Source organism: Pseudomonas sp. KB_15 (genome assembly GCF_052114525.1).
Classification (GTDB): Bacteria; Pseudomonadota; Gammaproteobacteria; order Pseudomonadales; family Pseudomonadaceae; genus Aquipseudomonas.
The window spans coordinates 27,361-51,322 of the sequence record NZ_JBFREX010000046.1; the positions used below are offsets into that span (position 1 = coordinate 27,361).

At 60.0% G+C, this 23,962-nt stretch carries 23 protein-coding genes; 10 read left to right on the forward strand and 13 right to left on the reverse strand.

What is annotated here, in order from left to right; genetic code table 11:
* Positions 1-60 precede the first annotated feature (60 nt).
* Positions 61-261 (forward strand): SPOR domain-containing protein, encoded by a 201-nt coding sequence (locus tag AB4Z35_RS25010; RefSeq protein ID WP_442099991.1) that lies wholly within the window; start codon positions 61-63, stop codon positions 259-261.
* Between the two features lie 143 nt (positions 262-404).
* Here AB4Z35_RS25010 and osmE read toward each other — a convergent pair whose 3' ends face one another.
* Both osmE and AB4Z35_RS25020 read right to left on the reverse strand, forming a co-directional pair.
* Entirely contained in the window at positions 405-755 is a 351-nt protein-coding gene (gene osmE / locus AB4Z35_RS25015) for an osmotically-inducible lipoprotein OsmE (protein ID WP_442099992.1), read from the reverse strand.
* Positions 756-768: 13 nt separating this feature from the next.
* Positions 769-1,008, reverse strand: a complete 240-nt coding sequence (locus tag AB4Z35_RS25020; protein ID WP_442099993.1) for a hypothetical protein — start codon at positions 1,006-1,008, stop codon at positions 769-771.
* A 268-nt stretch (positions 1,009-1,276) separates the two neighbouring features.
* Between AB4Z35_RS25020 and AB4Z35_RS25025 the strand changes: the two genes are divergently transcribed.
* The 5 genes from AB4Z35_RS25025 (at position 1,277) to AB4Z35_RS25045 (ending at position 5,349) form a co-directional block, all read left to right on the forward strand.
* On the forward strand, positions 1,277-1,612 hold the full coding sequence (locus AB4Z35_RS25025; protein WP_442100021.1) for a hypothetical protein: 336 nt from the start codon (positions 1,277-1,279) through the stop codon (positions 1,610-1,612).
* 207 nt (positions 1,613-1,819) lie between these two features.
* On the forward strand, positions 1,820-3,109 hold the full coding sequence (locus AB4Z35_RS25030; protein ID WP_442099994.1) for an NAD(P)/FAD-dependent oxidoreductase: 1,290 nt from the start codon (positions 1,820-1,822) through the stop codon (positions 3,107-3,109).
* 25 nt (positions 3,110-3,134) lie between these two features.
* Positions 3,135-3,689 (forward strand): helix-turn-helix domain-containing protein, encoded by a 555-nt coding sequence (locus tag AB4Z35_RS25035; RefSeq protein WP_008000492.1) that lies wholly within the window; start codon positions 3,135-3,137, stop codon positions 3,687-3,689.
* Positions 3,690-3,709: 20 nt separating this feature from the next.
* Positions 3,710-5,056: a glutamine synthetase family protein gene (locus AB4Z35_RS25040; protein ID WP_442099996.1), complete on the forward strand. Its 1,347-nt coding sequence runs from the start codon at positions 3,710-3,712 to the stop codon at positions 5,054-5,056.
* A gap of 56 nt (positions 5,057-5,112) precedes the next feature.
* Entirely contained in the window at positions 5,113-5,349 is a 237-nt protein-coding gene (locus AB4Z35_RS25045) for a hypothetical protein (protein WP_442099997.1), read from the forward strand.
* Positions 5,350-5,362: 13 nt separating this feature from the next.
* Here AB4Z35_RS25045 and AB4Z35_RS25050 read toward each other — a convergent pair whose 3' ends face one another.
* The 8 genes from AB4Z35_RS25050 to AB4Z35_RS25085 all read right to left on the reverse strand — a co-directional run bounded on the left by AB4Z35_RS25050 (position 5,363) and on the right by AB4Z35_RS25085 (position 13,440).
* A complete protein-coding gene (locus AB4Z35_RS25050; protein ID WP_442099999.1) occupies positions 5,363-5,884 on the reverse strand; it encodes a DUF3304 domain-containing protein in 522 nt (173 codons plus the stop codon).
* Between the two features lie 37 nt (positions 5,885-5,921).
* The gene (locus AB4Z35_RS25055) at positions 5,922-8,240 is read right to left on the reverse strand and encodes a T6SS phospholipase effector Tle1-like catalytic domain-containing protein (RefSeq protein WP_442100000.1); all 2,319 of its coding nucleotides are present in this window, start codon (positions 8,238-8,240) and stop codon (positions 5,922-5,924) included.
* The gene (locus tag AB4Z35_RS25060; RefSeq protein WP_442100022.1) at positions 8,228-8,761 is read right to left on the reverse strand and encodes a DUF3304 domain-containing protein; all 534 of its coding nucleotides are present in this window, start codon (positions 8,759-8,761) and stop codon (positions 8,228-8,230) included. The genes AB4Z35_RS25055 and AB4Z35_RS25060 overlap by 13 nt, the downstream gene beginning before the upstream one ends.
* A gap of 441 nt (positions 8,762-9,202) precedes the next feature.
* The gene (locus tag AB4Z35_RS25065; protein WP_442100001.1) at positions 9,203-10,564 is read right to left on the reverse strand and encodes a purine-cytosine permease family protein; all 1,362 of its coding nucleotides are present in this window, start codon (positions 10,562-10,564) and stop codon (positions 9,203-9,205) included.
* A gap of 5 nt (positions 10,565-10,569) precedes the next feature.
* On the reverse strand, positions 10,570-11,247 hold the full coding sequence (locus tag AB4Z35_RS25070; RefSeq protein WP_442100002.1) for an isochorismatase family cysteine hydrolase: 678 nt from the start codon (positions 11,245-11,247) through the stop codon (positions 10,570-10,572).
* Between the two features lie 91 nt (positions 11,248-11,338).
* A complete protein-coding gene (locus tag AB4Z35_RS25075) occupies positions 11,339-11,488 on the reverse strand; it encodes a hypothetical protein (protein ID WP_442100024.1) in 150 nt (49 codons plus the stop codon).
* 194 nt (positions 11,489-11,682) lie between these two features.
* Entirely contained in the window at positions 11,683-12,726 is a 1,044-nt protein-coding gene (locus tag AB4Z35_RS25080) for an LLM class flavin-dependent oxidoreductase (protein WP_442100003.1), read from the reverse strand.
* Between the two features lie 228 nt (positions 12,727-12,954).
* Positions 12,955-13,440: a flavin reductase family protein gene (locus tag AB4Z35_RS25085; RefSeq protein ID WP_442100004.1), complete on the reverse strand. Its 486-nt coding sequence runs from the start codon at positions 13,438-13,440 to the stop codon at positions 12,955-12,957.
* A gap of 324 nt (positions 13,441-13,764) precedes the next feature.
* Between AB4Z35_RS25085 and AB4Z35_RS25090 the strand changes: the two genes are divergently transcribed.
* Positions 13,765-15,171, forward strand: coding sequence for a purine-cytosine permease family protein (locus AB4Z35_RS25090; RefSeq protein ID WP_442100005.1), 1,407 nt, complete (start codon positions 13,765-13,767; stop codon positions 15,169-15,171).
* A 110-nt stretch (positions 15,172-15,281) separates the two neighbouring features.
* On the opposite strand, the gene AB4Z35_RS25095 is transcribed toward AB4Z35_RS25090, so the two are convergent.
* Positions 15,282-15,902 carry a glutathione S-transferase family protein gene (locus AB4Z35_RS25095; RefSeq protein WP_442100006.1) on the reverse strand — a complete coding sequence of 207 codons (621 nt, stop codon included), beginning with the start codon at positions 15,900-15,902 and terminating at the stop codon, positions 15,282-15,284.
* A 349-nt stretch (positions 15,903-16,251) separates the two neighbouring features.
* Here AB4Z35_RS25095 and AB4Z35_RS25100 point away from each other — a divergent pair, with 349 nt between their 5' ends.
* Positions 16,252-17,577 carry an OprD family porin gene (locus AB4Z35_RS25100; protein ID WP_442100007.1) on the forward strand — a complete coding sequence of 442 codons (1,326 nt, stop codon included), beginning with the start codon at positions 16,252-16,254 and terminating at the stop codon, positions 17,575-17,577.
* 469 nt (positions 17,578-18,046) lie between these two features.
* On the forward strand, positions 18,047-19,147 hold the full coding sequence (locus AB4Z35_RS25105; protein WP_442100009.1) for a polyamine ABC transporter substrate-binding protein: 1,101 nt from the start codon (positions 18,047-18,049) through the stop codon (positions 19,145-19,147).
* Positions 19,148-19,820: 673 nt separating this feature from the next.
* Here AB4Z35_RS25105 and AB4Z35_RS25110 read toward each other — a convergent pair.
* Complete coding sequence (locus AB4Z35_RS25110) at positions 19,821-20,609, reverse strand: AraC family transcriptional regulator (protein ID WP_442100010.1); 789 nt, start codon at positions 20,607-20,609, stop codon at positions 19,821-19,823.
* An 84-nt stretch (positions 20,610-20,693) separates the two neighbouring features.
* On the opposite strand from AB4Z35_RS25110, the gene AB4Z35_RS25115 reads away from it, so the two are divergent.
* Positions 20,694-21,692, forward strand: a complete 999-nt coding sequence (locus tag AB4Z35_RS25115; protein WP_008003985.1) for a bile acid:sodium symporter family protein — start codon at positions 20,694-20,696, stop codon at positions 21,690-21,692.
* Positions 21,693-22,052: 360 nt separating this feature from the next.
* On the opposite strand, the gene AB4Z35_RS25120 is transcribed toward AB4Z35_RS25115, so the two are convergent.
* Entirely contained in the window at positions 22,053-23,768 is a 1,716-nt protein-coding gene (locus AB4Z35_RS25120; protein ID WP_442100011.1) for an amidase, read from the reverse strand.
* Positions 23,769-23,962: the final 194 nt, after the last annotated feature.

The window sequence follows — 23,962 nt, forward strand, 5'->3', positions numbered from 1 at the left end:
AGAAGGGTGGGTGTAAGGTAAGCAAGTCAACCTGATATCACTGCCCATGAGGAGGTGACTATGAGCGTTCCGATGCTGAACAAAATGCACATGAACGGTTATGACGTACTCAGTGTGAACAACGGCCCCTGGCGGGTATGCACCCAGGGTGACCGACTGGGTTCATTTGACAGTCGGGAAGAAGCTCTGGCGTTTGCCGCGTCGCTGCCCGGCTACAGGGCTCGTGCCGGCAGGCCTGCGCGCAGCCATCAAGCTAAGTGAAGCCCCGGTTCTACGGCAATCTCCTGTAGGAGCGAGCTTGCTCGCGATGGACTCAAGCGCGCCGAGTTTAGCCAGGAAACACGCGTTATCGTTAGCGACCATCGTCGGAACGCCGCCCGGAGCAAGCTCGCTCCTACAGGGCGCTAATAGCCACCGCCACCGCTGGGGCGGGAGGGTTCTCGGGCCTTTTGCTGCATGTGGCTCCACTCCGCGCACGTCATAAAGCTCTTGTGGTCGACCATGCCCCGACCGTCAAAGCTGACATTGAACGTTTGCTGATGGCCGGCCTGAGTCAGTTTGTAGTCAAAGCACGTACCGGGTTCGACGGTGCGATCGGTGACCGCCAGGGGCTGGCCACCGATTTGCCGGACTTGCTCCTGGCTCATGCCGGTATTGACTTTCGCAACCAGCGGCTGGTCCTGGTAGATCGAGTTGGTGCTGCAGCCTGCCAACGCGGTCAGTGCGACGACCAGCGTGGATAGAGGCCTGTTCATGGCAGCGCTCCCGCTATTGAGCCTTGTTGCGGCTAATGACCTTGGCTTTCACTTCCTCGGCATAGCCGGACAGTTTTTCTTCATCACCCTGAAACAAAGCACACAGTTTTTGAACGGCTAGCGCGTCTATGTCGTTCCCGAGCAGGCGCAATTGCTGCTCGATGCGCAAAAGCTCCACGGCCGACCAGCGCAAGTCTGACGCAAGCCCTTGCAGATCACGCCGAAGTTCCTGCTCCGATTCGTTAAGCCACATGATGACCTCCTGAACTCTGCACACCGGAATTTTAGACCTGTTTACCGGACAAGATGTTGTATTCGTCTGAATCAGCGGGGTTCCCTTTGGTCGGGAAAACAACGCGAACGTGAAAGTACGCTGCCCTACTCAAGAAAGATGGATGGCTTTTCTGAACTTAAGGAACTAACGGGGGGAGCCGATATCAATGTCAGTCGCTGAATCGTTGGGGATGGATGTGCGGACGACGGCAAGCTACATTTTCTTTTTTCGAATTCAAGGAAGCCACATGCGGATGTTGATGGGGGGATTCGTGCTGGCGTTGCTGGCCGGGTGTTCGTTGCCGGCGTCACTGGTACCGGGCGAGCCGAATGTCAGCAAGCACAGTGAGAAAACGCCAAAAGAGTATGCGGCGTGCGTTTTGCCTGCCTGGCAAAAGGTAGTCTCGAATACTACCCAGGTTTCGATATCCAACGGATTCCGGATCACCGCGCCGAGTGTGATCACGGCCGACGAAGTGGTGGATATCGTGAAGTACAAGAACGGCAGCCAGATTTCGCTGTATCAGGGGCCACCTTGGGCCAAATCCGACGACCTGCGCAAAATCGTGCGCGACTGCTTGTAAGCGCGAGAGAGTGAAAATCAGGGCGTCACACCAGCAATAACGTGGCGGCGCAGATCCTCGGTGTCGACCCGATGCACTGCACGCGTCTGAACAAATAATCCCGCCCCAGTCCTCCTGGGCGGGATTATTTTTGCGCGCCATTTGCCTGCGTGAAATTTACAGTGTATTTTTTCATGAAATTACAAATACAAAATTTCATGAGGCCATATGTTTCAGCAATCCACCCGGCATGTCGCCAGTTACTACGCCCATACCTGCGCCGATCGCCTGCTCAATCGAGCCGCACTGGAAGGTGAGCAAGACACTGAAGTGCTGATCATCGGGGCCGGTTTCAGTGGATTGCACACGGCTTTGCGCCTGGCGCTGGCCGGCAAGCGCGTGACCTTGCTCGAGGCCAGTCGGGTGGCCTGGGCCGCTTCGGGGCGCAATGGCGGGCAGGCGATTCTCGGTTGGTCGTGCGACATGCCACCGCTGGAAGCCGCATTGGGCTATGAGCGGGCGCGGCGTCTGTGGGACGGCATGCGCTGGGCGGCGCGCGAACTGCGTGATTTGCCTGGCCGGCATGAGTTCGATTGCGACTACCGCGCCGGCCATCTCTGGACCTCGGTGATGCCGCGTCGGGTAGGCCTGCTGACCGAGTGGCAGCACGAGGCCAGCCACAAGTGGGGCCACGACAAACTGCAATTCATCCCCCGGCAACAGCTGCCGGAATGGGTGGCCAGCGAGCGTTATCAGGCCGGCCTGTTCGACCCCGAGGGCGGGCATTTGAACCCGCTGAAACTGGCCCAGGGCCTTGCCGATGCGATCGAGCGGGCCGGTGGCCGCATCCACGAGCAAAGCAAGGCGCTGAGCTATGGCGAGGAAGGCGACGGGTTTGTGGTGACCACCGAGCGCGGTCGTATTCGCGCCGACGTGCTGGTGCTGGCATGCAACGCTTACCTCGATCGACTCGATCCGCAACTGGCGAGTTGCGTGTTGCCGGTCGGGACTTATCAGGTCGCGACCGCGCCGCTCACGAAGGAGCAAGCCACCGCGCTGCTGCCGAGCAACGTGTGCGTGACCGACAACCAGTTCGTGCTCGATTATTTCCGGCGCACCCCGGATAACCGCCTGCTGTTCGGCGGTGGTTGCACTTACCTGGGCGGGATGCCCAAGGACATCGCCGCCGCGACCCGGCCGTTCCTGGAGCGCGTGTTCCCGCAACTCACCGGCGTCGGGCTGGAGTTTGCCTGGGGCGGACATATCGACCTGACCCTCAAGCGCACGCCGGATATCGGGCGGCGGGGTGATCTGTACTGGATGCAGGGGTATTCCGGGCATGGCGTGCTGCCGACACTGGCCGCGGCGCGGGCGGTGTCCGACGCGGTACTCGGTCAGCCCGACGAACTGTCCCTGTACCAAGGCCTGAACAACGGCAGTTTTCCCGGTGGAAAATACCTGGCCGCGCCGCTGGAAGCCATCGGCAAGGCCTGGTATCGACTGCGCGACAGTATTTGAAGCGACACTTTTTGGAAGCCTCTGGATGGACATGCAAGAAGAAATCTCGGCGCTGGCGATCCTGATCCAGGACCTGCGCAAACACAAAAAGTACACCCTGAAGGAACTGGCGGACAAAATCGGCCGCTCGGTCGGTTTTCTGTCCCAGGTCGAGCGCGGTCTGTCGCGCCCGACGGTGGCGGACCTGACCGCGATCAGCGAAACCCTGGGGGTGCCGACCACCTATTTCTACAGCCTGCCCAAACCCATGGCGTTGTCCTGGGTCACCCGCCCGGACGAGCGCCGCACGCTGTACTACGCCGATGGCATTACCGACATCCTCGTTTCGCCAAAAATGCGCGCGTCCTTTTCGATGCTCGAAAGCCAGCTTGAGCCCGGCGCCAGCAGCGGCGACCGGCACATGAAGGACAGCTCGGAGCAGGGCGGTTACGTCCTCGAAGGGGAGTTGACCCTGTGGCTCGACGACAACGAACCGGTGACCCTGCATCCCGGCGACAGCTTTCAACTGGCCAGCCATGCGCACTGCCGCTACGGCAACCTGTCCGACCAACTGACCCGCGTGCTTTGGGTTTACACCTGACAACAACAAGGAACAAAACGATGGATGCCGTGTGCTCTGATCTGCTGGCCGAGGTTCGCAACTTCCGCCACTGCAACCCCGAAGTGCGTTACGTCGACCTGATCTCCCTGGACATTCCGGGGCATTTCTATGGCAAGCGCTACCCGATCGAGATGCTGGAAAAAGTGGCTGCCGGCAGTGTGCTCAAGCTGCCGCAGAACTGCGTGCTGCTCGGCACTCAGGGCGGGTTGTTCAAGATCGGTGATTACTGTTTCAACGACGGCGACCCGGATGCGCCCCGTCGTTTGGTGCCTGGCACGTTGAAGCTCGTGACCTGGGAAAAGCAGCCTCTGGGCCAAATGCTGATCACCTCGGATGGCACGGAAAAACCCATCGAATTCGAACCTCGTGAAGTGTTGGCGCAGGTGCTGGAACGGCTCAAGCGCAAGGGCATTTTCCCGGTGGTGGCCTTCGAGCTGGAGTTCTACCTGTTCGACAGCCGCTTGAAGGACGGCTTGCCGCAATTTCCCCGTGATGAGCTGACTGGCGATGCCGATGATCAGCCGAACATGCACATCGAGCGCTTGTCGCGTTTCGCCCCGGTGCTCGATGAAATGGTCGAGACGGCGCGAGCGCAAGGCATTGATGCCACAGTGATCACCGCCGAGCTCGGCCCGGGTCAGTTCGAAATCAACTTCGGCCATTGCGATGACGGCCTGCGCGCCGCCGACTGGGCGGCCCTGTTCTGCCGCAGCACCCGGGGCGTGGCGCTCAAGCACAACTACCGCGCCAGCTTCATGGCCAAACCCTACCTGCAGCACCCCGGCAGCGGCATGCACGTGCATGTCAGCCTGTATGACCAGGCCGGCAACAACCTGCTGGCGGCGAACGGCCAGCGGGCGCTGCGCCATGCCGTGGCCGGTTGCCTGGATGTGTTGCCGCACTGCATGCCGGTTTTTGCCCCGAACCACAACGCCATGCGTCGCTTGAGTGGCACGGTGAACGTCGCGTCCCGCGCCAGTTGGGGCTTTGAGGATCGCGATGCTTGCCTGCGCGTACCGGACTCGGACGTCAAAAACCTGCGCATCGAACATCGCCTGGCAGGCGCCGATGCCAACCCGTATCTGGTACTGGCGGCGATTCTGGTGGGGTTGGAGCAAGGTCTGGAAGGGGAGCGCGAGCCGATTGCACCACTCAACGAAGACCGCAGCAGTGGCATCGATTTTCCGTTGGAAATGCTCGAAGCGGTGCAGTCCATGCAAAGTCACTCACAGCTGCGCGAAGGCTTGGGGGCGGAGTTCGTGGACGTCTACTGCGAAAACAAACGTCAGGATCATCTGGCATTTCTGCATGACATCAGCGCGCGGGAGTATCGCTGGTTTCTCTAGTCGACCTTAGAAAATATGTGGATATTGAAGGGGTTAGAACGTTTAGTAACTGGATAGTGAATAAAAATATCTTGTTACAGGGTGAAATATTCCGTAATATTCGCGCCGCGTTCACCACCACGGTTTATGCATTTTTAAATCCCAGGCGTCCATCAGCTGCCTGGGATTTTTTTTGCCTGGAATTTGGTGTGCATGGCGTAGCCAGCGAAGGCGGCTCGGAAGCCAATTGTTTTTCAGGGACCCTACCCGTATCTGCAGTCATGGCATTCAGAGTTTCGGCCTCGTCGCTGTGACGAAATCACCGCATTAATTAGGACATGATTGGGGCTGCGGCAAATGCAGCGGGGTCTTGATCGGGTATTCGGGGCTGCCGTAGGCGTAGCAGGAGGTGGTGACCTGAAGCTCGTCGCAGGGCAGGAAGTGCACGGTGAGGCCGCAGGTTTTTTGGCCGGTGTAGTCTGGGATGGGGACTACTTTGGTGTGTTGGCGTTTTTGCGCATTCACTTTTTGCTTCCACGCAAAGTACTTGGGCCTATCAGCAAAACCAGGAAAGTCATCGGAATAAGCCACTCCTGTCTCCCAATCAACCCGCACCGACATCCCCGGCTTCCAGCGAGTCGGTACAATGTAACAACACCCCCCACCGCCACCTTGGTATGGGCCAACAATGTCGATACCCGACCGACCATCCACGCTGAAGCGGTTGATGGCCCAGTGGGTGTGATTGATGGCTTCGAGAGAGCTGGCCTCGGCGTTTTGCAGGAGCACGGCCGTAATCAAGCCCGCTAGAGCCCGGATCGGCAGGCGACACGCAGTGCGATGGGACATGGGTTTTGTTCCTTTTACCGAGTGTCGAACCACCGAGTCAGGCCTGTGCATCGTCTGCCTCGCCGAGCTTGCTGTAAAAGTCTTCCCAGATGGCGTCGATGGCCTGGTGGACCTCAGCCAGGCGCTGGGCATCCATGACGGGAGGTCGTGCCGCCAGGGCAGGTGCATAGCCTGGCAATGGCGTGCCGCTCGCCAGCATTGCCGCCTGCGTTTCGGGATTGAGCGCCAGTTCCCTGCGGCTGGCTTCACCGAAGAACACCATGCGTTCGCGAAAGTAGCTGCCCAGTGGTTCGCGCCCGAACGAATAAAGGAACCAGGCGCGAGAGTCGTGGACCTGATCATCGAACAGTGCACGCAGCAGTCCCGCCGGCTGATTGGCATTGCGGCTCTCGTCGACATTGCCACGGCTTTTTTCGTCCCAGTGATTGCGTTCACGCTCCGGAGGTGGAAACAACTCGCTGACCCTGGCCCGACCGGCGGCCTTCATCTGCCGGCATTCGACCCGCGCATCGGCGGTGATGATGCGCAGGACGGCTACAGACGGGGCGTTGGCCGGTAGTACTCGGCTCAGACTTGAGGCCAGGTGATCGGGATCGTGGTAGTTCGCATGGAACTCCTCGGCCGCTTCGCGCAATTGGGTTCTTGCAAGGTCCGGATCGAAATCCGGGATTCCGGGCGCCAGGGGCGTTTTCGGCGTGCGCCCGTCGCGTTCGCGGGCGCGTTGTTGGCGGCGGCTTTTTTCAATATCCGCCTGGGCTTTTTTACGCGTGGTCTCGGCGGTGGCTCGTGTGTCGGGATCAGCGTGGGTATCGCTCGCCTGGAGATAGAAAGCGGTCTTTCTCAGACTGGCAAAGGCATAGCGGTCGATGCGCCAGGCGGTGATCCAGCCGAGTTGCTCGCGCACGGCCTGTTCGAGGGTAATAGTGGATGGTAGCGGTTGGTATCGCTCTGTCTGATCGGTGGGTAGCGGTTGAGTAACAGATGGTAGTCTCAGTGTTAGTTGGCGCCAGGCGTTGAAGCGCGTAACCAGACTTGTAGAAACATCAAACTGTTGTGCCAAATCATCTTCCATAGCCCGCCAGAGTTCATCACGTAACTCTATTGGCAATGTATTTTTTGGTACTTTGAAGGGGGCCCCGAAAGCGAAGGCATCGGCATACAAATCATTCAGCGCGATCTGCGACAACAACAAACCATCGCCTTCAATGCTGTCCTTGTTACCAGCCTTTCCTTGATCCCCCGGCGGATACCCCCCACCCTGATCGGAATGCACACCCGGATAGATCACTTCCTCACTATTGACCGGGTACACACCGCTCTCACGCCGAATCGATTCCAACGGAAAACACAATCGCTGCTCATGACTGGCCACAAGGTGCAAACAGCGCTTGACCAGTCCGCCACCGGGTAACTCCTGATTGCCATCGGCCCAGCTCATATGACCGTTCGCACCCGGCACGATATCGGCGAAGCCCACCGAGGCCACGGTGTCCAGCAGCCCCAGGTACTCCACGCTGACGGGGAGCTCCAGTTCGCCCAGTTTCAGTGCTGGCGTATAACGCATCAGCTCATTCAACCAAGCGACAAAGGCCCGCGCCGCCGCCGCGCCACGGGAAAAACCATAGACAAACAGCTTGATACCCAAGAGTTTCGAGATACCGGGCTGCGGCTGACTCAAGGCGATGTGCAGTGGTTTTTCAATGGCCTTGAGCTGCTTGCGAAACTCGACGCGGCGGTTCGTCTGCCCCGTCGCCCACTCCATGCCCGGTACCGTGCCCATGGCCTTGACCGCCGCCAGCAGACTGGCGTCGTCCAGCCGTGGTTGGCCCAGCGCGCGGCGCAGGGCATCGATGATCATCAGTAGGCCCCAGTTGATCCGTTCCTCGCCGTACCAGGCGCCGGCCAAACCCAGCGTGGTGTAATCCAGATCACCGACTTCCGCAAAAGGCGTCCCCACACCGGGCATGTAGTACTTGAAGTACTGGCCATAGCCCGTACCCGCGGCATCGGTCAGGTGCTGGGCCCTGGCGTTGTGCGCAGTGCCGCCGGCATGGCCGTCGCCGATGCTGGCGCGGAACAACCGGGCAATATTGGTCGGGTGGGGCGGAGTGGATTCGTACAGGTCATTGTTGAGGTTATTGCCGGTGCCGTCGAAGAACAGGCTGATGTGCAAGGACTTGCAGCATGGCCTCAGCACCCGGCGGCCGGCGGCCACACACAGGGCATCATGGTAGTCACTCTCCTGCTGGCGTTGGCGCGAGAGGTTCTGCTGGACCTGATAGGCCTGGCGGGGCAAACGCCCTTCCAGCGGGAACGCTGGCGGATAGCTGACGAGGGCATGTTTCACTTCGGACATGATTGCGGCTCCGGCAAATGCAGCGGTGTCTTGATCGGGTAGTCGGGGCTGCCGTAGGCGTGGCAGGAGGTGGTGACCTGGAGCTCGTCGCAGGGCAGGAAGTGCACGGTGAGGCCGCAGGTTTTTTGGTCGGTGTAGTCCGGGACTGGCACGACTTTGCTGTGTTGGCGTTTTTGAGCATCGACTTTATCTATCCATGCCAAGTACTTGGGTCGATCGGCAAACCCAGGGAACTCGTCGGCGAGATCGCTCACTCCACTGGCACCAGTCTCCCAATCAACACGCACTGTCATCCCCGACTTCCAGCGCGACGGCGCGCTGTAACAACACCCCCCACCCCCGCCCTGGTACGGCCCAATGATGTCGATCCCCGAACGACCCTCAACGCTGAATCGATTGATGGCCCAGTGGGTGTGATTGACTGCTTCAAGCGTGCCAGCCTGGGTGCTTTGAGCGAACAACGTACCGACTAGAACGCAGAACAAGGACAGCGGAAACGTAGCGAATGACAATCTCGGCATAAGCCGTTCGACGCGATGGGTGAAGAGGTGACCAGGGCGTTTGCTGCCGGGGAAGGCGAGGACATCGGGACCATGGTCAAGGTTACGGCCCCAGCGTTTGAGGCGGCTGTCATCGAAGGAGGTGGACAGTTGGGTGAGCATGGTCAGGCCTTCCTGGTCTGAATGGGGCGAGCAGGAAGAGCTGCGTTTGCGCCCCGGTCCTGGGGCTGCATAGCTTTGGCGAAGTTGATTTAGTTAGAAATAGGACGTTTCCGTGTGCTTTGTAGGATGCATCCGGTAATTAGCCTGCTACGTTGTTGCAGGCTTAACGCCTGAGGAGCTGCGCGCCTTTCAGATCCCATCCCTCGATGATCAGTCGAGAACTATCGCTCCTGACGGAGCGATAGTCGAAATACAAGGAGTTGCCGCAGGCTGCGATCTTTTCCTGTCACCCGTTTATCTTTACGTCACTGAATCCAACACTGGCGCACGCTTGCCAAGCTTCATCAGCCAGTAATAACTCAACGCCGGCACCAGCAACCCGACGATCCACGCCAGATCCACCCCGTCCAGCGCCGTGGCCACCGGGCCGACATACAGCGTGGTGTTCATGAACGGAATTTCCAGGGCAATCGCCAGCAGGAAACTGCCGCAGGCAATCCGGTTGACGCGCCCGTAGATCCCGTTGAGGTCGAAGATGTCGTCAATTTGGTATTGGCCTTTGCGCAGGCAGTAGTAGTCCACCAGATTGATTGCCGTCCACGGGATCAGGAAGTAGCTCATGAAGAAGATGAAGTTCAGGAAGAAGTTGATGAAGTCGTCCTGACCGATGGTGCACAGGGCCGTGGCCACCAGGCTGATCAGCAGCATGAACACGCCGCGCACGCGCGGCGTCACCTTGAGTCGGGCGAAAGGTTCGATCACGGTGATGGTCGACATGAACGCGCCGTACAGGTTGAACACGTTGATCGACACCTGGCCGTAGACGATGAAGGCGAACAGCAGCACCGCGCCAGCGCCGAACAAACCGGCGACATGCCCGCCGACGTTGCTGGAAAAGTCGCCGATGCCGACGCTGAGAATCGCCCCGAGAATCATCATCCACGCGCCGCCGCTGACCGTGCCGGCGTAGCTGTACCAGAACACCTGGGCGGTCGGCGTGCTGCTCGGCAGGTAGCGCGAATAGTCGGCGACGTAAGGCGCGTAGGACAGCTGCCAGGTCACGGCAATGCTCACCGCCACCAGGAATTTCGACAACGAGAAGCCTGTCGGCAACCATTGTTCGGCCGGGATCGGCAACTGCAAGGTGAGCACCGTGGCGGCCACGAACACCACCAGCGACAGGATCGACAGCAGCTTCTGCAAGCGGTGAATCAACCGATAGCCATAGAGGGCGACAACGAAGCACAACGCACCGATCAGGTAGATGTTGCCGGACATTGGCAGCGGGCTGACGGATTCCAGCGCCTGGGCCGCGAGCAAGGTGTTGCTGACGAAGAAGCCCAGGTAAATCAGCATCACGAACAGCAGCGGCAATACCGCCCCCAATACGCCGAATTGCGCTCGGCTCTGGATCATTTGCGGAATGCCCAGCTTCGGTCCCTGTGCCGAGTGGGAGGCCATGAAAATCGCCCCCAACAACGAGCCGATGATGATCGCCAACGCACTCCAGAACAGGTTGAGCCCCATCACCACCGGCAACACACCGGACGCGATGGTGGTGATGTTCATGTTGGCGCCGAACCAGATATAGAACAGCGAGCCCGGCTTGCCGTGGCGTTCGGTTTCGGGGATGAAATCGATGCTTCTTTTTTCGACTTGCATGGCGATCACTCCTGAGTCCGGACGAGACGGGATTGCAGACGGGCGATGGTGCCGGGCAGCTCATGGGGCTGGTGGGCAAACAGGTCCGGACGCTCGGGGATCAGGCTGGCGTAATCGAGTTGTTGCAGGGCGCGCAGGCATTGTTCAGTCGTGAGGATTTCCAGCGAGTAGACCCAGTTGGCCATGATCAACAACGCCGAGTAGTGCCCGGCCAGGGTGGTCGTGGTGCAGGCATCGCTGACCAGGCGCACTTGATAACCGAGGGCGAAGGCGTCGAACACGCTGGTGAGCACGCAGACGTCGGTCAACACGCCACAGATGATCAGTGTGTCGACCTCCAATGCCTTGAGTCGAGTGTCGAGGTCGGTGCGGTGAAAGGCGCTGTAACGGCCCTTGTCGATGATCAATTCACCGGATTGCGGCATCAGCGACTCGATGATTTCCACTTGCCGGGTGCCGGCGCGGTAACTGCCGGGGCCACCGTCGGCAGCCAGGGGTTCGCCGGGGGGCAGGTCACTGCCGTCGGCCTGATTGATGTGGCGGGTATAGATGACAGGCATCCGCTGGCGACGGGCTGTCGCGAGCAGGGCGGCGGTATGGGCGACTACCGTGGCGAAGTTTTCGAGGACGAAACCGTCCTCCTGTTGCATGTCGATGATCAACAGCGCGCTGTTATTGTTCATTGGGCAAACCTGATCAAAGGCGAAACACGATGCACCGTACGCGCCATGCAATGGCGAGACGCGGGGTGCGTGATTGGCTGTTCGGGTGGGCTCAGTGAACTATTTGCCAGAAGCCGTTCTGCTTGGCCGAAACGCTGGCGCGCAGGCGCTTGAAATGCAGGTGCGAAGCGGTCCATTCACCGCGCAGGTAAGCCCGCGCGGCGCCGGAGGGAAAGGCGAGTGATGGGAGACGACCAGTCATCATTGGAATCGACTCTTGTGGGGGCGAACCTGCTCGCGCAGGCACATCAATCCCTGTGGGAGCGGGCTTGCTCGCGAAAGCGCCGGGTCAGTCAACATGGATGCTGGCTGTGATGACGCCTTCGCGGGCAAGCCCGCTCCCACAGTTGAGGTGTGCTGACCCTCGGCCTCGCATCCGGGAGCAGGGCGGCACAATCAGCGAAACGCTGGCACCACATGCTTGATAAACAGCTCCAGGGATTTTTTCTTCTCCGCGTGGGGCAGGCTGTTATCGCACCAGAAGCTGAATTCGTCGACCCCCAGTTCCTGGTAGTACTTGATGCGCGGAATGATTTCTTCCGGGGTGCCGATCATGGCGGTCTTGTGCAGGCTCTCCAGTTCGAACTCAGGGCGACCGGCGAATTTCTCTTCCGGGCTCGGCGCGAGGAAGCCGTTGACCGGGGTGGTTTTGTTGCCGAACCAGGCATCGAAGGTGCGGTAGAACTTCGAGATCGCCTTGGCCCCGACTTCCCAGCCTTGCGGATCGTCGGCGGTGTGCACGTGGGTGTGACGCAGCACCATCAGTTGCGGGCGCGGCACGTCCGGGTTGTTGTCCAGGGCGGCCTGGAATTTGTTCTTCAGGTCGAGGACTTCTTCGTCGCCTTTCATCAACGGCGTGACCATCACGTTGCAGCCGTTGGCCACGGCGAAGTTGTGCGAGTCCGGGTCGCGGGCGGCGATCCACATCGGCGGGTTCGGCTGCTGGATCGGCTTGGGCACGCTGGTGGAGGTCGGGAATTTCCAGATGTCACCGTCATGGGCATAGTCGCCGTTCCACAGTGCACGCACCACCGGAACCATTTCCCGCAGCGCCTGGCCGCCGGAGGACGCCGGCATGCCGCCGGCCATGCGGTCGAACTCGATCTGGTAGGCACCGCGGGCCAAACCGACTTCCATGCGTCCGTTGCTGATCACGTCGAGCAATGCGCACTCACCGGCCACCCGCAGCGGATGCCAGAACGGCGCGATGATGGTGCCGGCGCCCAGGTGAATGGTGGTGGTCTTGCCCGCGAGGTAAGCCAGCAGCGGCATCGGGCTTGGCGAGATGGTGTATTCCATGGAGTGGTGTTCGCCAATCCACACGGTGCTGAAACCACCGGCCTCGGCCATCAGCGTCAGTTCGGTCAGTTCTTCGAACAACTGGCGGTGGCTGACGCTTTCGTCCCAACGTTCCATGTGTACGAACAGGGAAAACTTCATGACGCTTACCTCGGATCTGTTGTTGTTGGCCTGTCGACTGCGGGCCTGATAGTTATTGGTATACCATAATACGAAATGTCTGCAAAACATTTCTCTGCCGGCAACCCCGGGTTCTGTGGGAGCGGGCTTGCCCGCGAAGGCGGAGTGCCAGGCGACATCGATGTTGAGTGTGCCGGCCTCTTCGCGAGCAAGCCCGCTCCCACAGGGGATGCGGTGATATCAGAGGGTTCAGGCCAGAACGGGCAGGGCACCCATCTTGCCGTGGCAATACACCAGTGGCCCGCTGCTCTGCCGGGGCACGATCAGGTTTTTCACCGCGCCGACCATGATGGCGTGGTCGCCGCCTTCATATTCGCGCCACAGCTCACATTCGATGACCGCCGTGGCGTTGGCCAGAATCGGGTTGCCCAACTCGCTCAACGTCCACTCGATCCCTTGTGCCTTGTCCTTGCCTTTGCGCGCGAAGGCATAGGCTTCGTTTTGCTGGCCGCCGGAAAGCACGTGGATGGCGAAGCGTTTGTTCTTGATCAGGACCGGGTAGGAATCGGAGCTGTAGTTGGGGCAGAACAGCACCAGTGCCGGGTCCATCGACAGCGAGCTGAAGGCGCTGGCGGTCAGGCCGACGATTTGCCCGCCGTCATCCAGGGTGGTGATCACGGTCACTCCGGACGGGAACGAACCCATGACTTGTTTGTAGATGGCGGCATCGATCATTGGACGGTCCTCGGCGGGTGTGACGCGGTTTTTATGTGTTTGTAGGTCTGATGGTATACCGTAATACATCGATTGCAAGGTCTTTTTAGGTGACCCGATAAACGTACGGCTTTCGTCGGTAACTCAATGATTACGGGGCTTTCAGCTAGCCAGGTTTGGCGTGAATCGGGCAGGATGGCAGCTCAGATGCTTGTTCAAAGACCGGATCAGTCTTGTTTAAAGCTTGGAATACCATAATATGGTCGGCATCTGAGGGGCGACCAAAGAGTCCCCCCGGTTTGGCTTCATACAAAGATAAGAACAGACAAACTCGAGTTCATGCACATGTCCCAGATGTCCCGGCAAGATCCGTTGATCGAGAACCACACGGTCGACTACGTTCCACTCGCAGAGCGCCACGGGAAGGCCCGCGATCTTTTCACCCTGTGGTTCAGTACCAACATTGCGCCACTGCCCATCGTCACCGGCGCGATGGTGGTCCAGGTGTTCCACCTCAACCTGTTCTGGGGTTTGCTGGCGATTGCGCTCGGGCACATGGTCGGCGGCGTGGTGATTGCGCTGGCGTCGGCCCAGGGGCCATGCATGGGCATTCCGCAGATGGTGCAGAGCCGTGGTCAGTTCGGCCGCTATGGCGCGCTGCTGATCGTGTTCTTCGCGGCGTTGATCTACATCGGGTTCTTCATTTCCAACATCGTGCTGGCAGGCAAATCGATTGTCGGCATTGCGCCGTCGGTTCCGGTGCCGGCCAGCATTCTCATCGGTGCCCTCAGTGCCACCGCCATCGGCGTGATTGGCTACCGTTTCATCCACACCCTCAACCGCATCGGCACCTGGGTGATGGGCAGTGCCTTGCTCGCCGGTTTCCTCTATATCTTCGCCCATGACTTGCCGGCGGACTTCTTCACTCGCGGTGGGTTCAACCTGTCCGGCTGGCTGGCCACGGTGTCGCTGGGCATCATCTGGCAAATCAGCTTCTCGCCGTACGTGTCGGACTACTCGCGCTACCTGCCGGCGGATATCGGCATCACCCGGCCGTTCTTTGCCACCTATCTGGGTGCGACCCTGGGCACGATTCTGTCCTTTACCTTCGGCGCCGTTGCAGTACTGGCAACCCCGGAAGGCACCGAGGCGATGGCCGCGGTCAAGCAGTCCACCGGTTGGCTGGGGCCGATCCTGATGGTGTTGTTCCTGCTCAACATCATTAGCCACAACGCCTTGAATCTGTATGGCGCGGTGCTGTCGATCATCACTTCTATCCAGACCTTCGCCAGCCAGTGGACGCCCAGCATCAAGGTGCGCGTTGTGTTGTCGAGCATCGTGCTGGCGGGCTGCTGCGTGGTGGCGCTGGGTGCTTCGGCGAATTTCATTTCGCAGTTCATCGGCCTGATTCTGGCGCTGTTGCTGGTGCTGGTGCCGTGGGCGTCGATCAACCTGATCGACTTCTACCTGATCAAGCGCGGCCGCTACGACATCGCGTCGATTTTCCAGGCTGACGGCGGCATCTACGGTCGCTTCAACCTGCACGCGATCATTGCTTACTTCATCGGCATCATCGTGCAGCTGCCATTCGCCAATACTTCCTTGTACGTCGGGCCATACGCCAATCTGGTGGACGGCGCGGACCTGTCGTGGCTGGTGGGGCTGGTGGTGACGTGCCCGTTGTATTACTGCCTCGCAACACGAAACCAGTCGCAGGAAAGCCGCTCGGTAGAGCTCGGCTACACCGACTGAGGCAAAAGTGTTTGGTGTTCGTTTGAAAATGCCCGGCGCGTCGCCACAATGCTATTCGGTTAAGGATTCTGTAGGAGCGATATGGCGGCATTTCTGTGTTCGGCAACCGCTCAGGAATGCTTGAACACATTCAGGCCGCGTTGTACCGCCGGCCTGGCTTCGACCGAGTCGAACCAGCGCGAAAGTTGCGGAAGCTCTTTCCATTCCAGTCGATCACGGAACGCTGTGGCGATGGTAAATGCCGAAATGTCGGCCATGGAGAACTGCTCTCCGGCCATGAAACCGGCAGTCAGAAAACTTTCCGCGTAAGTCAGTTGCTCGATCACCCGCAGATCGATGATCGCCGCCGCCTTGTCCTGCCCCGCCTGGTGCAGAAAAAAGGCGGCATGGCTGGGGCCGATGACATCGGTCACGAAAAAGAAATAGCGGTCGATCACCCGGATGCGCGCAGGTCCCGGCTGCGCCGGTGCCAGCCGTCCCGGCGCCTTGGCATCGGCGTACTGGATGATGGCGTTGGACTGGTTGATGACCAGCGCCGGCGTTGTCCCGTGATCGACCAGGGTCGGGACTTTCCCGGCGGGATTGAGCGCCAGGAAGGCCGACCCACGATGCTCCTGTGCATACAGGTCGAGCCTGCATGCCGTGTAGGCGATGCCGGCTTCTTCCAGGGCAATCGCGGCCCGCAGACTGTTGCCAGTGCTGGCGCCGTACAGCTCGATTTGATCGTTCATGAGTCATTGCTCTTGTCGTGACATACAGGCAGCCACCGAACACTGCCGATGATGTCAGTATGGTGAAAATCCGCTGCACCGATATGCAAAAACAGTGATCGTCCATACCCCTGCACGACAAGGCTTATCCCTCCGCGAAAACTACTTTCACCGCGTTTGATAATAGCCTGCCGAAATGTTTTAAGAGTTTCACAAGCCAGTCAGTCAACCCTCACCTCGAACGATTCGCATCACTCATCGAGCGCGCCTGTTGTCGCGTTCGTGTTGAGCGTTGTTGCGTGGGCGGCAATCGGGCCCTGACTGGCGGTGAAACCTTCAAATAACGATAAGAAACACCCAGGAGCACCCTATGTTCAAACGCGCCATTCCCACCGCAGTCCTGCTGGCCACCGGTTCGCTGTGTGCACAGGCCGCCGATTCCGCAACCAATGGTTTTCTCGAAGACAGCAAGGCCAGCCTCTCGATGCGCACCCTGTACTTCAACAGCGACAATCGTGATGGCGCAGCGGATCCTTCGAAAACCGAAGAGGCGGCCCAGGGGTTTGTGTTGCGCTATGAGTCCGGGTTTACGCAGGGCGCGGTGGGGTTCGGGCTCGATGCCCAGGCGTTGCTCGGCATCACACTGGACAGCGGGGCAGGTCGCCACGTCGGTAGCGGCATGATTCCTTCGGACGGCGACGGCGCGGCCGACACCTGGAGCAGCTTCGGCCCTACGGCGAAAATGCGCCTTGCCAGAACTGAATTTCGCTACGGCACCTTGCTGCCGAAGTTGCCGATCCTGCTGGCGAACGATGCTCGTGTGTTGCCGCAATCGTTTACCGGCGCGCAGGTCACCTCGAGCGACATCGATGGCCTGACGTTGACCAGCGGTGTGCTGGAGCACGCGGTAGGGCGCGCCTCGACGGACCGTACAGGCTTGTCGGTCGCCGGCAGCACGCAGGACAGCAACAAGTTCTACTACGCCGGTGCTGACTACAACCTCACCAGGAATCTGAAGACCCAGTATTACTTCGCGCAACTGGAAGACTTCTACAACCAGAACTTTCTCGGCCTGACGCACATTTTGCCCATCGACAGCGCCAGCTCACTGACCACCGACCTGCGCTATTTCCGTACCACGTCGAGCGGTGCCAACAGCTCTGCCTCCGGCCGCGCACAAGGTTATCGGGTATCGGGTTACACCGACGACAACGACGGTGAAATCGACAACAGCACCTGGTCGGCGATGGTCACCTACACCCATGGGGGACACGCGGTCACGGTGGGGCATCAGCGCGTGGGCGATGGCAGCAACTTCGTCCAGCCCAACCAGGGCAGCCTGGTGGACAAAGGGGCGGGCGGCGGCAGTGTCTACCTGCCCACCGACAAGATGATCCAGAACTTTGCCCGGGCCGGAGAACAGACGAATTTCGGGCAATACACCTACGACTTCGCACCCTTGGGTGTGCCGGGCCTGAAAGCCTCGATCGCGTACTTGAAGGGCACGGACATCAAGGCGCAAAACGCCAGCGATCAGTCCGAGTGGGAACGCGACATGACCCTGGACTACGTGTTGCAATCGGGCACGTTCAAAGGGGTGGGGTTCACTTTGCGCAATGCCAGGTCCAATACCGATGCGGGCCGTAATGTGGACCAGAGCCGGTTCATCATCAATTACACGTTGTCGCTGCTGTAATCACGCACAACCCCCTGTAGGAGCGACGGTGCGGCGATCCGACCTGCTCGCGATGGCGGTGTGTCAGGCAACATTGATATCGAATGTGCCGGCCTCTTCGCGGGCAAGCCCGCTCCCACAAGGTACTGTGGCCGTCCGTGGGATTGGCATTCACTGAAGATCAAAACTGTGGGAGCGGGCTTGCTCGCGAAGGCGTCAGGTCAGTCGACACCTCTGTTGGATGTGCCGGCCTCGAGACGATGATCAATGCGGACACGTTTTTTGGCCGTTTGGATCTCCTTTTGGCCTGCCTCACGCTGTGAACCGGCCACGCCATCAGCAAGAATCAGACGCGGGTGGCTGAGTCAGCCACCCAGGTTGAAACCACAACCAGAATCTCCACTTCCTTGCCCTTGGTTATTTTCAAGACCGCTGCCGTGTACAGAACATAAAAACCATCGAACTCACGCCACACTTGGGGAAACGATCCATGGACTCAATGAAACGCATGCTGGGCGCCACCGTTTGCGGACTGTCGCTGCTGGCCAGCGCGGTGCACGCCGAACCGCGCGAATTGCGGGTGTACAACTGGGCGGATTACATCCTGCCTTCCGTGCCCAAGGATTTTGCCAAGGACACCGGGATCAAGGTGACCTGGGACACCTTCGACACCAACGAGTCCCTGGAAGCCAAGCTGCTCACCGGCAACTCGGGTTACGACCTGGTGGTGCCCTCCAACCAGTTCATCGAAACCCAGATCAAGGCGGGCGTGTTCCAGAAACTCGACAAGTCCAAACTGCCGAACTGGTCGCACCAGGACCCGGCGTTGCTCAAGCTGCTGGACAAGAACGACCCGGGCAACCAGTACGGCGTGCCCTACATGTACGGCACCGTGCTGATCGGTTTTAACCCGGCCAAGGTCAAGGCAGCGCTGGGCGAGAATGCGCCGGTGGACAGCTGGGACCTGGTGTTCAAGCCCGAGAACATGGAGAAGCTCAAGGCCTGCGGCGTAGCCATGCTCGACTCGCCGTCGGAGATCCTGCCGCTGGCCCTGCATTACCTGGGGCTGGACCCGAACAGCCAGAACCCGGACGACTACGAAAAAGCCAAGGCGTTGATGCTCAAGGTCCGCCCTTACGTCACCTACTTCAACTCCGCCAAGTACATGACCGACATAGCCAACGGCGATATCTGCGTAGCCATCGGTTACTCCGGCAGCTTCTATCAATTCGGCAATCGCGCCAAAGAGGCGGGCAACGGCGTGGTCGTCGACTGGCGCCTGCCGAAAGAAGGCGCGCCGATCTGGTTCGACACCTTCGCTATCCCGAAAAGCGCCAAGAACGTCGCCGAGGCCCACGAATTCCTCAACAACCTGCTGGACCCGAAAGTCATCGCGCCGATCAGCGACTTCCTCGGTTACCCGAATGCCAACAAGGACTCGCTGGCACTGATCGACAAGGACATCACCGGCAACCCGGACCTGACACCGACCAGCGAGGCATTGAAGACGCTATACGTCGTGCAGCCATTGCCGCAAAAGCTTGAGCGCGTGCGGACACGGGTCTGGACCAGCATCAAATCCGATCAGTAACACCGGGATGTTTATGTGAAATCCCTGTAGGAGCGAGCCTGCTCGCGAAGGCGGAGTGTCAGTCAATGCAGGTGTCGACTGATCCACCGCTATCGCGAGCAAGCTCGCTCCCACAGTTGATTGATACCGAACACAAATCCTGCGGATGACGAACATCCATTGTGGGAGCGGGCTTGCTCGCGATAGCGGTCTGACAGGCAATGAATGTGTCGACTGACCCACCGCCATCGCGAGCAAGCTCGCTCCCACAGTTGATTGATGCCGAACATACATCCCGTGGATGACAAAGATCCAGTGTGGGAGCGAGCTTGCTCGCGATAGCGGTCTGGCAGGCAATGAATGTGTCGACTGAACCACCGCCATCGCGAGCAAGCTCGCTCCCACAGTTGATTGATGCCGAACACATATCCCGTGGGTGACAAAGATCCAGTGTGGGAGCGAGCCTGCTCGCGATAGCGGTCTGGCAGGCAATGAATGTGTCGACTGACCCACCGCCATCGCCAGCAAGCTCGCTCCCACAGTTGATTGATGCCGAACACAAATCCTGCGGATGACGAACATCCATTGTGGGAGCGGGCTTGCTCGCGAATGCGGAGTGTCAGTCAATGCAGGTGTCGACTGACCCACCGCCATCGCGAGCAAGCCCGCTCCTACAGGTTGTACGGTGCAGGGCTCAGCGGAAGAATTCTCCGGGTGTTTCGCCGAACTGCTGGCGGAAGGCGGCAATAAACGCCGACGTAGAGTCGTAGCCACAGGCCAACGCGACGTCGGTCACTCGTTCGCCCTGTTCCAGTGGCGTCAGGGCGCCAAGCAAACGCAAGCGCTGACGCCAGGCGCGAAAGGTCAGGCCGGTGTCGCGCAGGAACAGGCGACTGAGGGTTTTCTCGGTGACACCGAATTTGTCGCTCCAGTGGCTGAGTGTGGTTTGTTGCTCCGGGTGCGACTCCAGGCTTTGAGCGATTTGCCGCAATCGGCTGTCCTGGGGCAGGGGCAGCATCAGGTCGATCTGTGGCGCTTGCGCCAACTGATCCAGAATCACCTGGGCCAACCGACCGTGCGGACCGTTCTGGTCGTATTCCACCGGAATCTGGCTGAAGGCACGGATCAACTCGCGCAACAGATCACTGACCCCCAACACATGACAACCTGGCGGCGCCCATGTCGAGACGCTGCAATCGATGTACAGGCTGCGCATTTCCGTGCGCGGCGAACTGAACACCCGGTGCGGCATGCCCGCCGGAATCCACACGGCACGCTCCGGCGGGGCGACGAAACGCCCGACGCCGGTCTGTATTTCGAGCACGCCTTGAATCGCATAGGAAAGCTGCACCCACGGGTGGCTGTGGCGCCGGGTCAGGGCGCGATTGGGCAGCGATTCGGTACGGCCGTAGAGTGGTCGTGGCAGGCTGGACAGCCCGGGAATACTGCGCCGGATACTTTTGTCTTGTCCTTTAGGCGGCATCGGTGGGCTCATCGGCGTTAGTCGGTAATATCCAGTCACGTTAGAGTCGCTTTCACGTACTGGCAACCCCCGGATGATCAACCCATGACTCGCCCCCGTCTGTTACCCGACAACTTCACCCTGACCCTGATCGGTGTGGTCACGCTGGCCAGCCTGCTGCCCGCCAGCGGTCAGGTCGCGGTCGGTTTTGGCTGGCTGACCAACATCGCGATCGCGCTGCTGTTCTTTCTGCATGGCGCCAAGCTGTCCCGCGAGTCGATCATTGCCGGTGCCGGGCACTGGCGCCTGCATTTGCTGGTGTTCAGCCTGACCTTCGTGCTGTTTCCATTGCTCGGCCTGGCGCTCAAACCGCTGCTGTCGCCACTGATTGGCAATGACCTGTACATGGGCATGCTGTATCTGTGTGCGCTGCCCGCCACGGTGCAGTCGGCGATTGCCTTTACTTCGCTGGCGCGGGGCAACATCCCGGCGGCGATCTGCAGCGCGGCGGCGTCCAGCCTGTTCGGGATTTTTCTCACGCCGTTGCTGGTGACCCTGCTGCTGAATGTCCACGGCGAAGGCGCCTCGACCCTCGACGCCATTTTCAAGATCAGCGTGCAGTTACTGCTGCCGTTCATTGCCGGGCAGATCGCGCGGCGCTGGATCGGCAACTGGGTGGCGCGCAACAAGAGCTGGTTGAAATTCGTCGATCAGGGCTCGATTCTGCTGGTGGTCTACGGCGCGTTCAGCGAGGCAGTGATCGAGGGCCTCTGGCACCAGATTCCGCTGCTGGATCTGGTTGGGCTGGTGGTGGCTTGCTGCGTGGTCCTGGCGCTGGTGTTGGTGGCTTCGACCGTACTGGGCAAGGCGTTCGGCTTCAATCAGGAAGATCGCATCACCATTCTTTTCTGCGGTTCGAAGAAAAGCCTGGCGACTGGAGTGCCGATGGCGCAGGTGTTGTTTGCCGGTAGCACCATTGGCGTGTTGATCCTGCCGTTGATGCTGTTCCACCAGATTCAACTGATGGTCTGTGCGGTGCTGGCGCAGCGTTTTGCCAATCGGCCGGAATCGATTCCGGAACTGATGGCTCAGGTCGATCCCTGATAATCCCGGAAACCTGTAGGAGCCAGCCTGCTGGCGATGGACTTAAGCGCGCCGCGTTTATCCAGCTCGCACGCGTTATCGTTAACGACCATCGCTGGCAAGCCAGCTCCCACAGGGGACCGCGCCCACGCTGAAACTGTAGGAGCCAGCCTGCTGGCGATGGACTCAAGTGCGCCGCGTTTATCCAGCTCGCACGCGTTATCGTTAACGACCATCGCAGGCAAGCCAGCTCCCACAAAAGACCGCGCCCACGCTGAAACTGTAGGAGCCAGCCTGCTGGCGATGGAGTCAAGTGCCCCGCGTTTATCCAGCTCACACGCGTTTTCGTTGACGACCATCGCTGGCAAGCCAGCTCCTACATTACTGCTTGTCCGTCGCCAATGGCGGGGTACGCGGCGGGATCATGCGTTTGTTCCCTGTCGACTCGAACGCCGATGCCAGGTGCAGCAACGACGAGTCGTCATAAGCGCGCCCGGCAAACGTCAGGCCGACCGGCATGCCGATGTCCGGCATCACGCCCATTGGCACGGTGACCGTTGGCACGCCGAGGTGACGGATGGCGAGGTTGCCGTTGGCGACCCATATACCGTTGCTCCAGGCGATATCCGCCGAATGCGGATCGACATCGGCATTCGCAGGCGCTACATCGGCGACCGTCGGGAACAGCACCGCGTCGAGTCCCAGGCGATCCATCCAGTCTTCCAGATCGATCTTGCGGGTCTTTTCAAGCCCGCGCAGGCCGTCCGGTACTGTGCTGATCTGGTCCCACGGCGTGATGCCGCGTTCGGCCATGCGCACGTATTCGTCCATGCCGGCGACCAGGTCGCCCTCGCGGTTGGGCAGGGTGCCCGGGTCGTGAGGGAAGATCAGCGGGCCGTCGACATCGGCCAGGCGATTCAGTTTCGGATCGCCGTTGGCCTGCAGGAAATCATCGAACGCCCAGGCCGTCAGGTCCCACAATTCGTGGTGCAGGAATTCCTTGGAGACGATGCCGCGATTGAACACAGTCGGCGCGCCAGGACGATCGCCTTCGCAATTGGAGACCAGCGGGAAGTCCACTTCGAGCACTTCGGCGCCAGCGGCTTTGAGGGCCTTGCGTGCCTGTTCCCAAAGGCCGATCACCGAAGGACGGGTGTTGATGCGCTGGCCGGTCGGGCCACCGATGCCCGGCGCTTCGGAAGTGCCCGCTTCAGGGTCGGCATTGATGTACATGCGCGGAATGCCGAACTTCTTGCCTTTGAGCGCATCGCTGTTTGCCGCCAGCGCGGCATAGGATTGCGGGCGTACCTCAGACGATTTCGGAATGGGCACCCAAGGCTGCAAGCGCCACAGGTCACCGCGGGTGTCCGGGTCATCGGCGACCACCACGTCGAGCACTTCGAGCAGGTCGGCCATGGTCCGGGCAAACGGCACGACCACGTCCATGGTCGGCGTCAACGGCCAGTTGCCGCGTACCGAGATCACCCCGCGCGAAGGCGTGTAGGCGCACAAACCGTTGTTCGAAGCCGGGCCGCGACCACTCGACCAGGTTTCTTCCGCCAGGCCGAAAGCGGCGAAGCTGGCCGCGGTAGCCGTGCCGGCACCGTTCGACGAGCCGGAGGCGAAAGGGGCGGTGAGGTAATCAGCATTGTACGGACTCTCGGCGCGGCCGTAGACGCCACGCTGCATCCCGCCGTTGGCCATCGGCGGCATGTTGGTCTTGCCCAGGCAGATGGCCCCGGCGGCGCGCAGGCGCTCGATGGTGAACGCATCGCGATAGGCGACCAGATCTTTGAAAGCCGGGCTGCCCGATGCAGCGGTCAGCCCTTTGACCAGATAGCTGTCCTTGGCGGTGTAAGGGATGCCGTCCAGCGGACCCAGCGTCTGGCCCTTGGCACGACGGGCATCGGCGGCCTGTGCTTCGGCGAGCGCTTCGGGGTTGCGAACCACGACCGCGTTCAGGGCGGTGGAGGTTTCGGGGCCATCGTAGGCATCGATCCGCGCGAGATAGGCCTGGACCAATTCAACCGAGGTGGTCTGGCCGGACTCGAGCGCTGCACGCAGCTCGGCAATGGAAACTTCGGTGACTTCGATCATGCTGCCACCGCCGATTGCAGGTGGAGGGTCCCAAACACTTCACTTTTCTCGAAATGGACTTTCATATCGTTATTCTCGTTGCACTGTGTGGCACGACAGGGTCGGGTGTTAAAAATACTGAGCACTATTTAGCATTAAACCGGGATTTTAGGAATCCGTTGTCCAATTTATCTTACAGGCGACAGAAAAAAGGC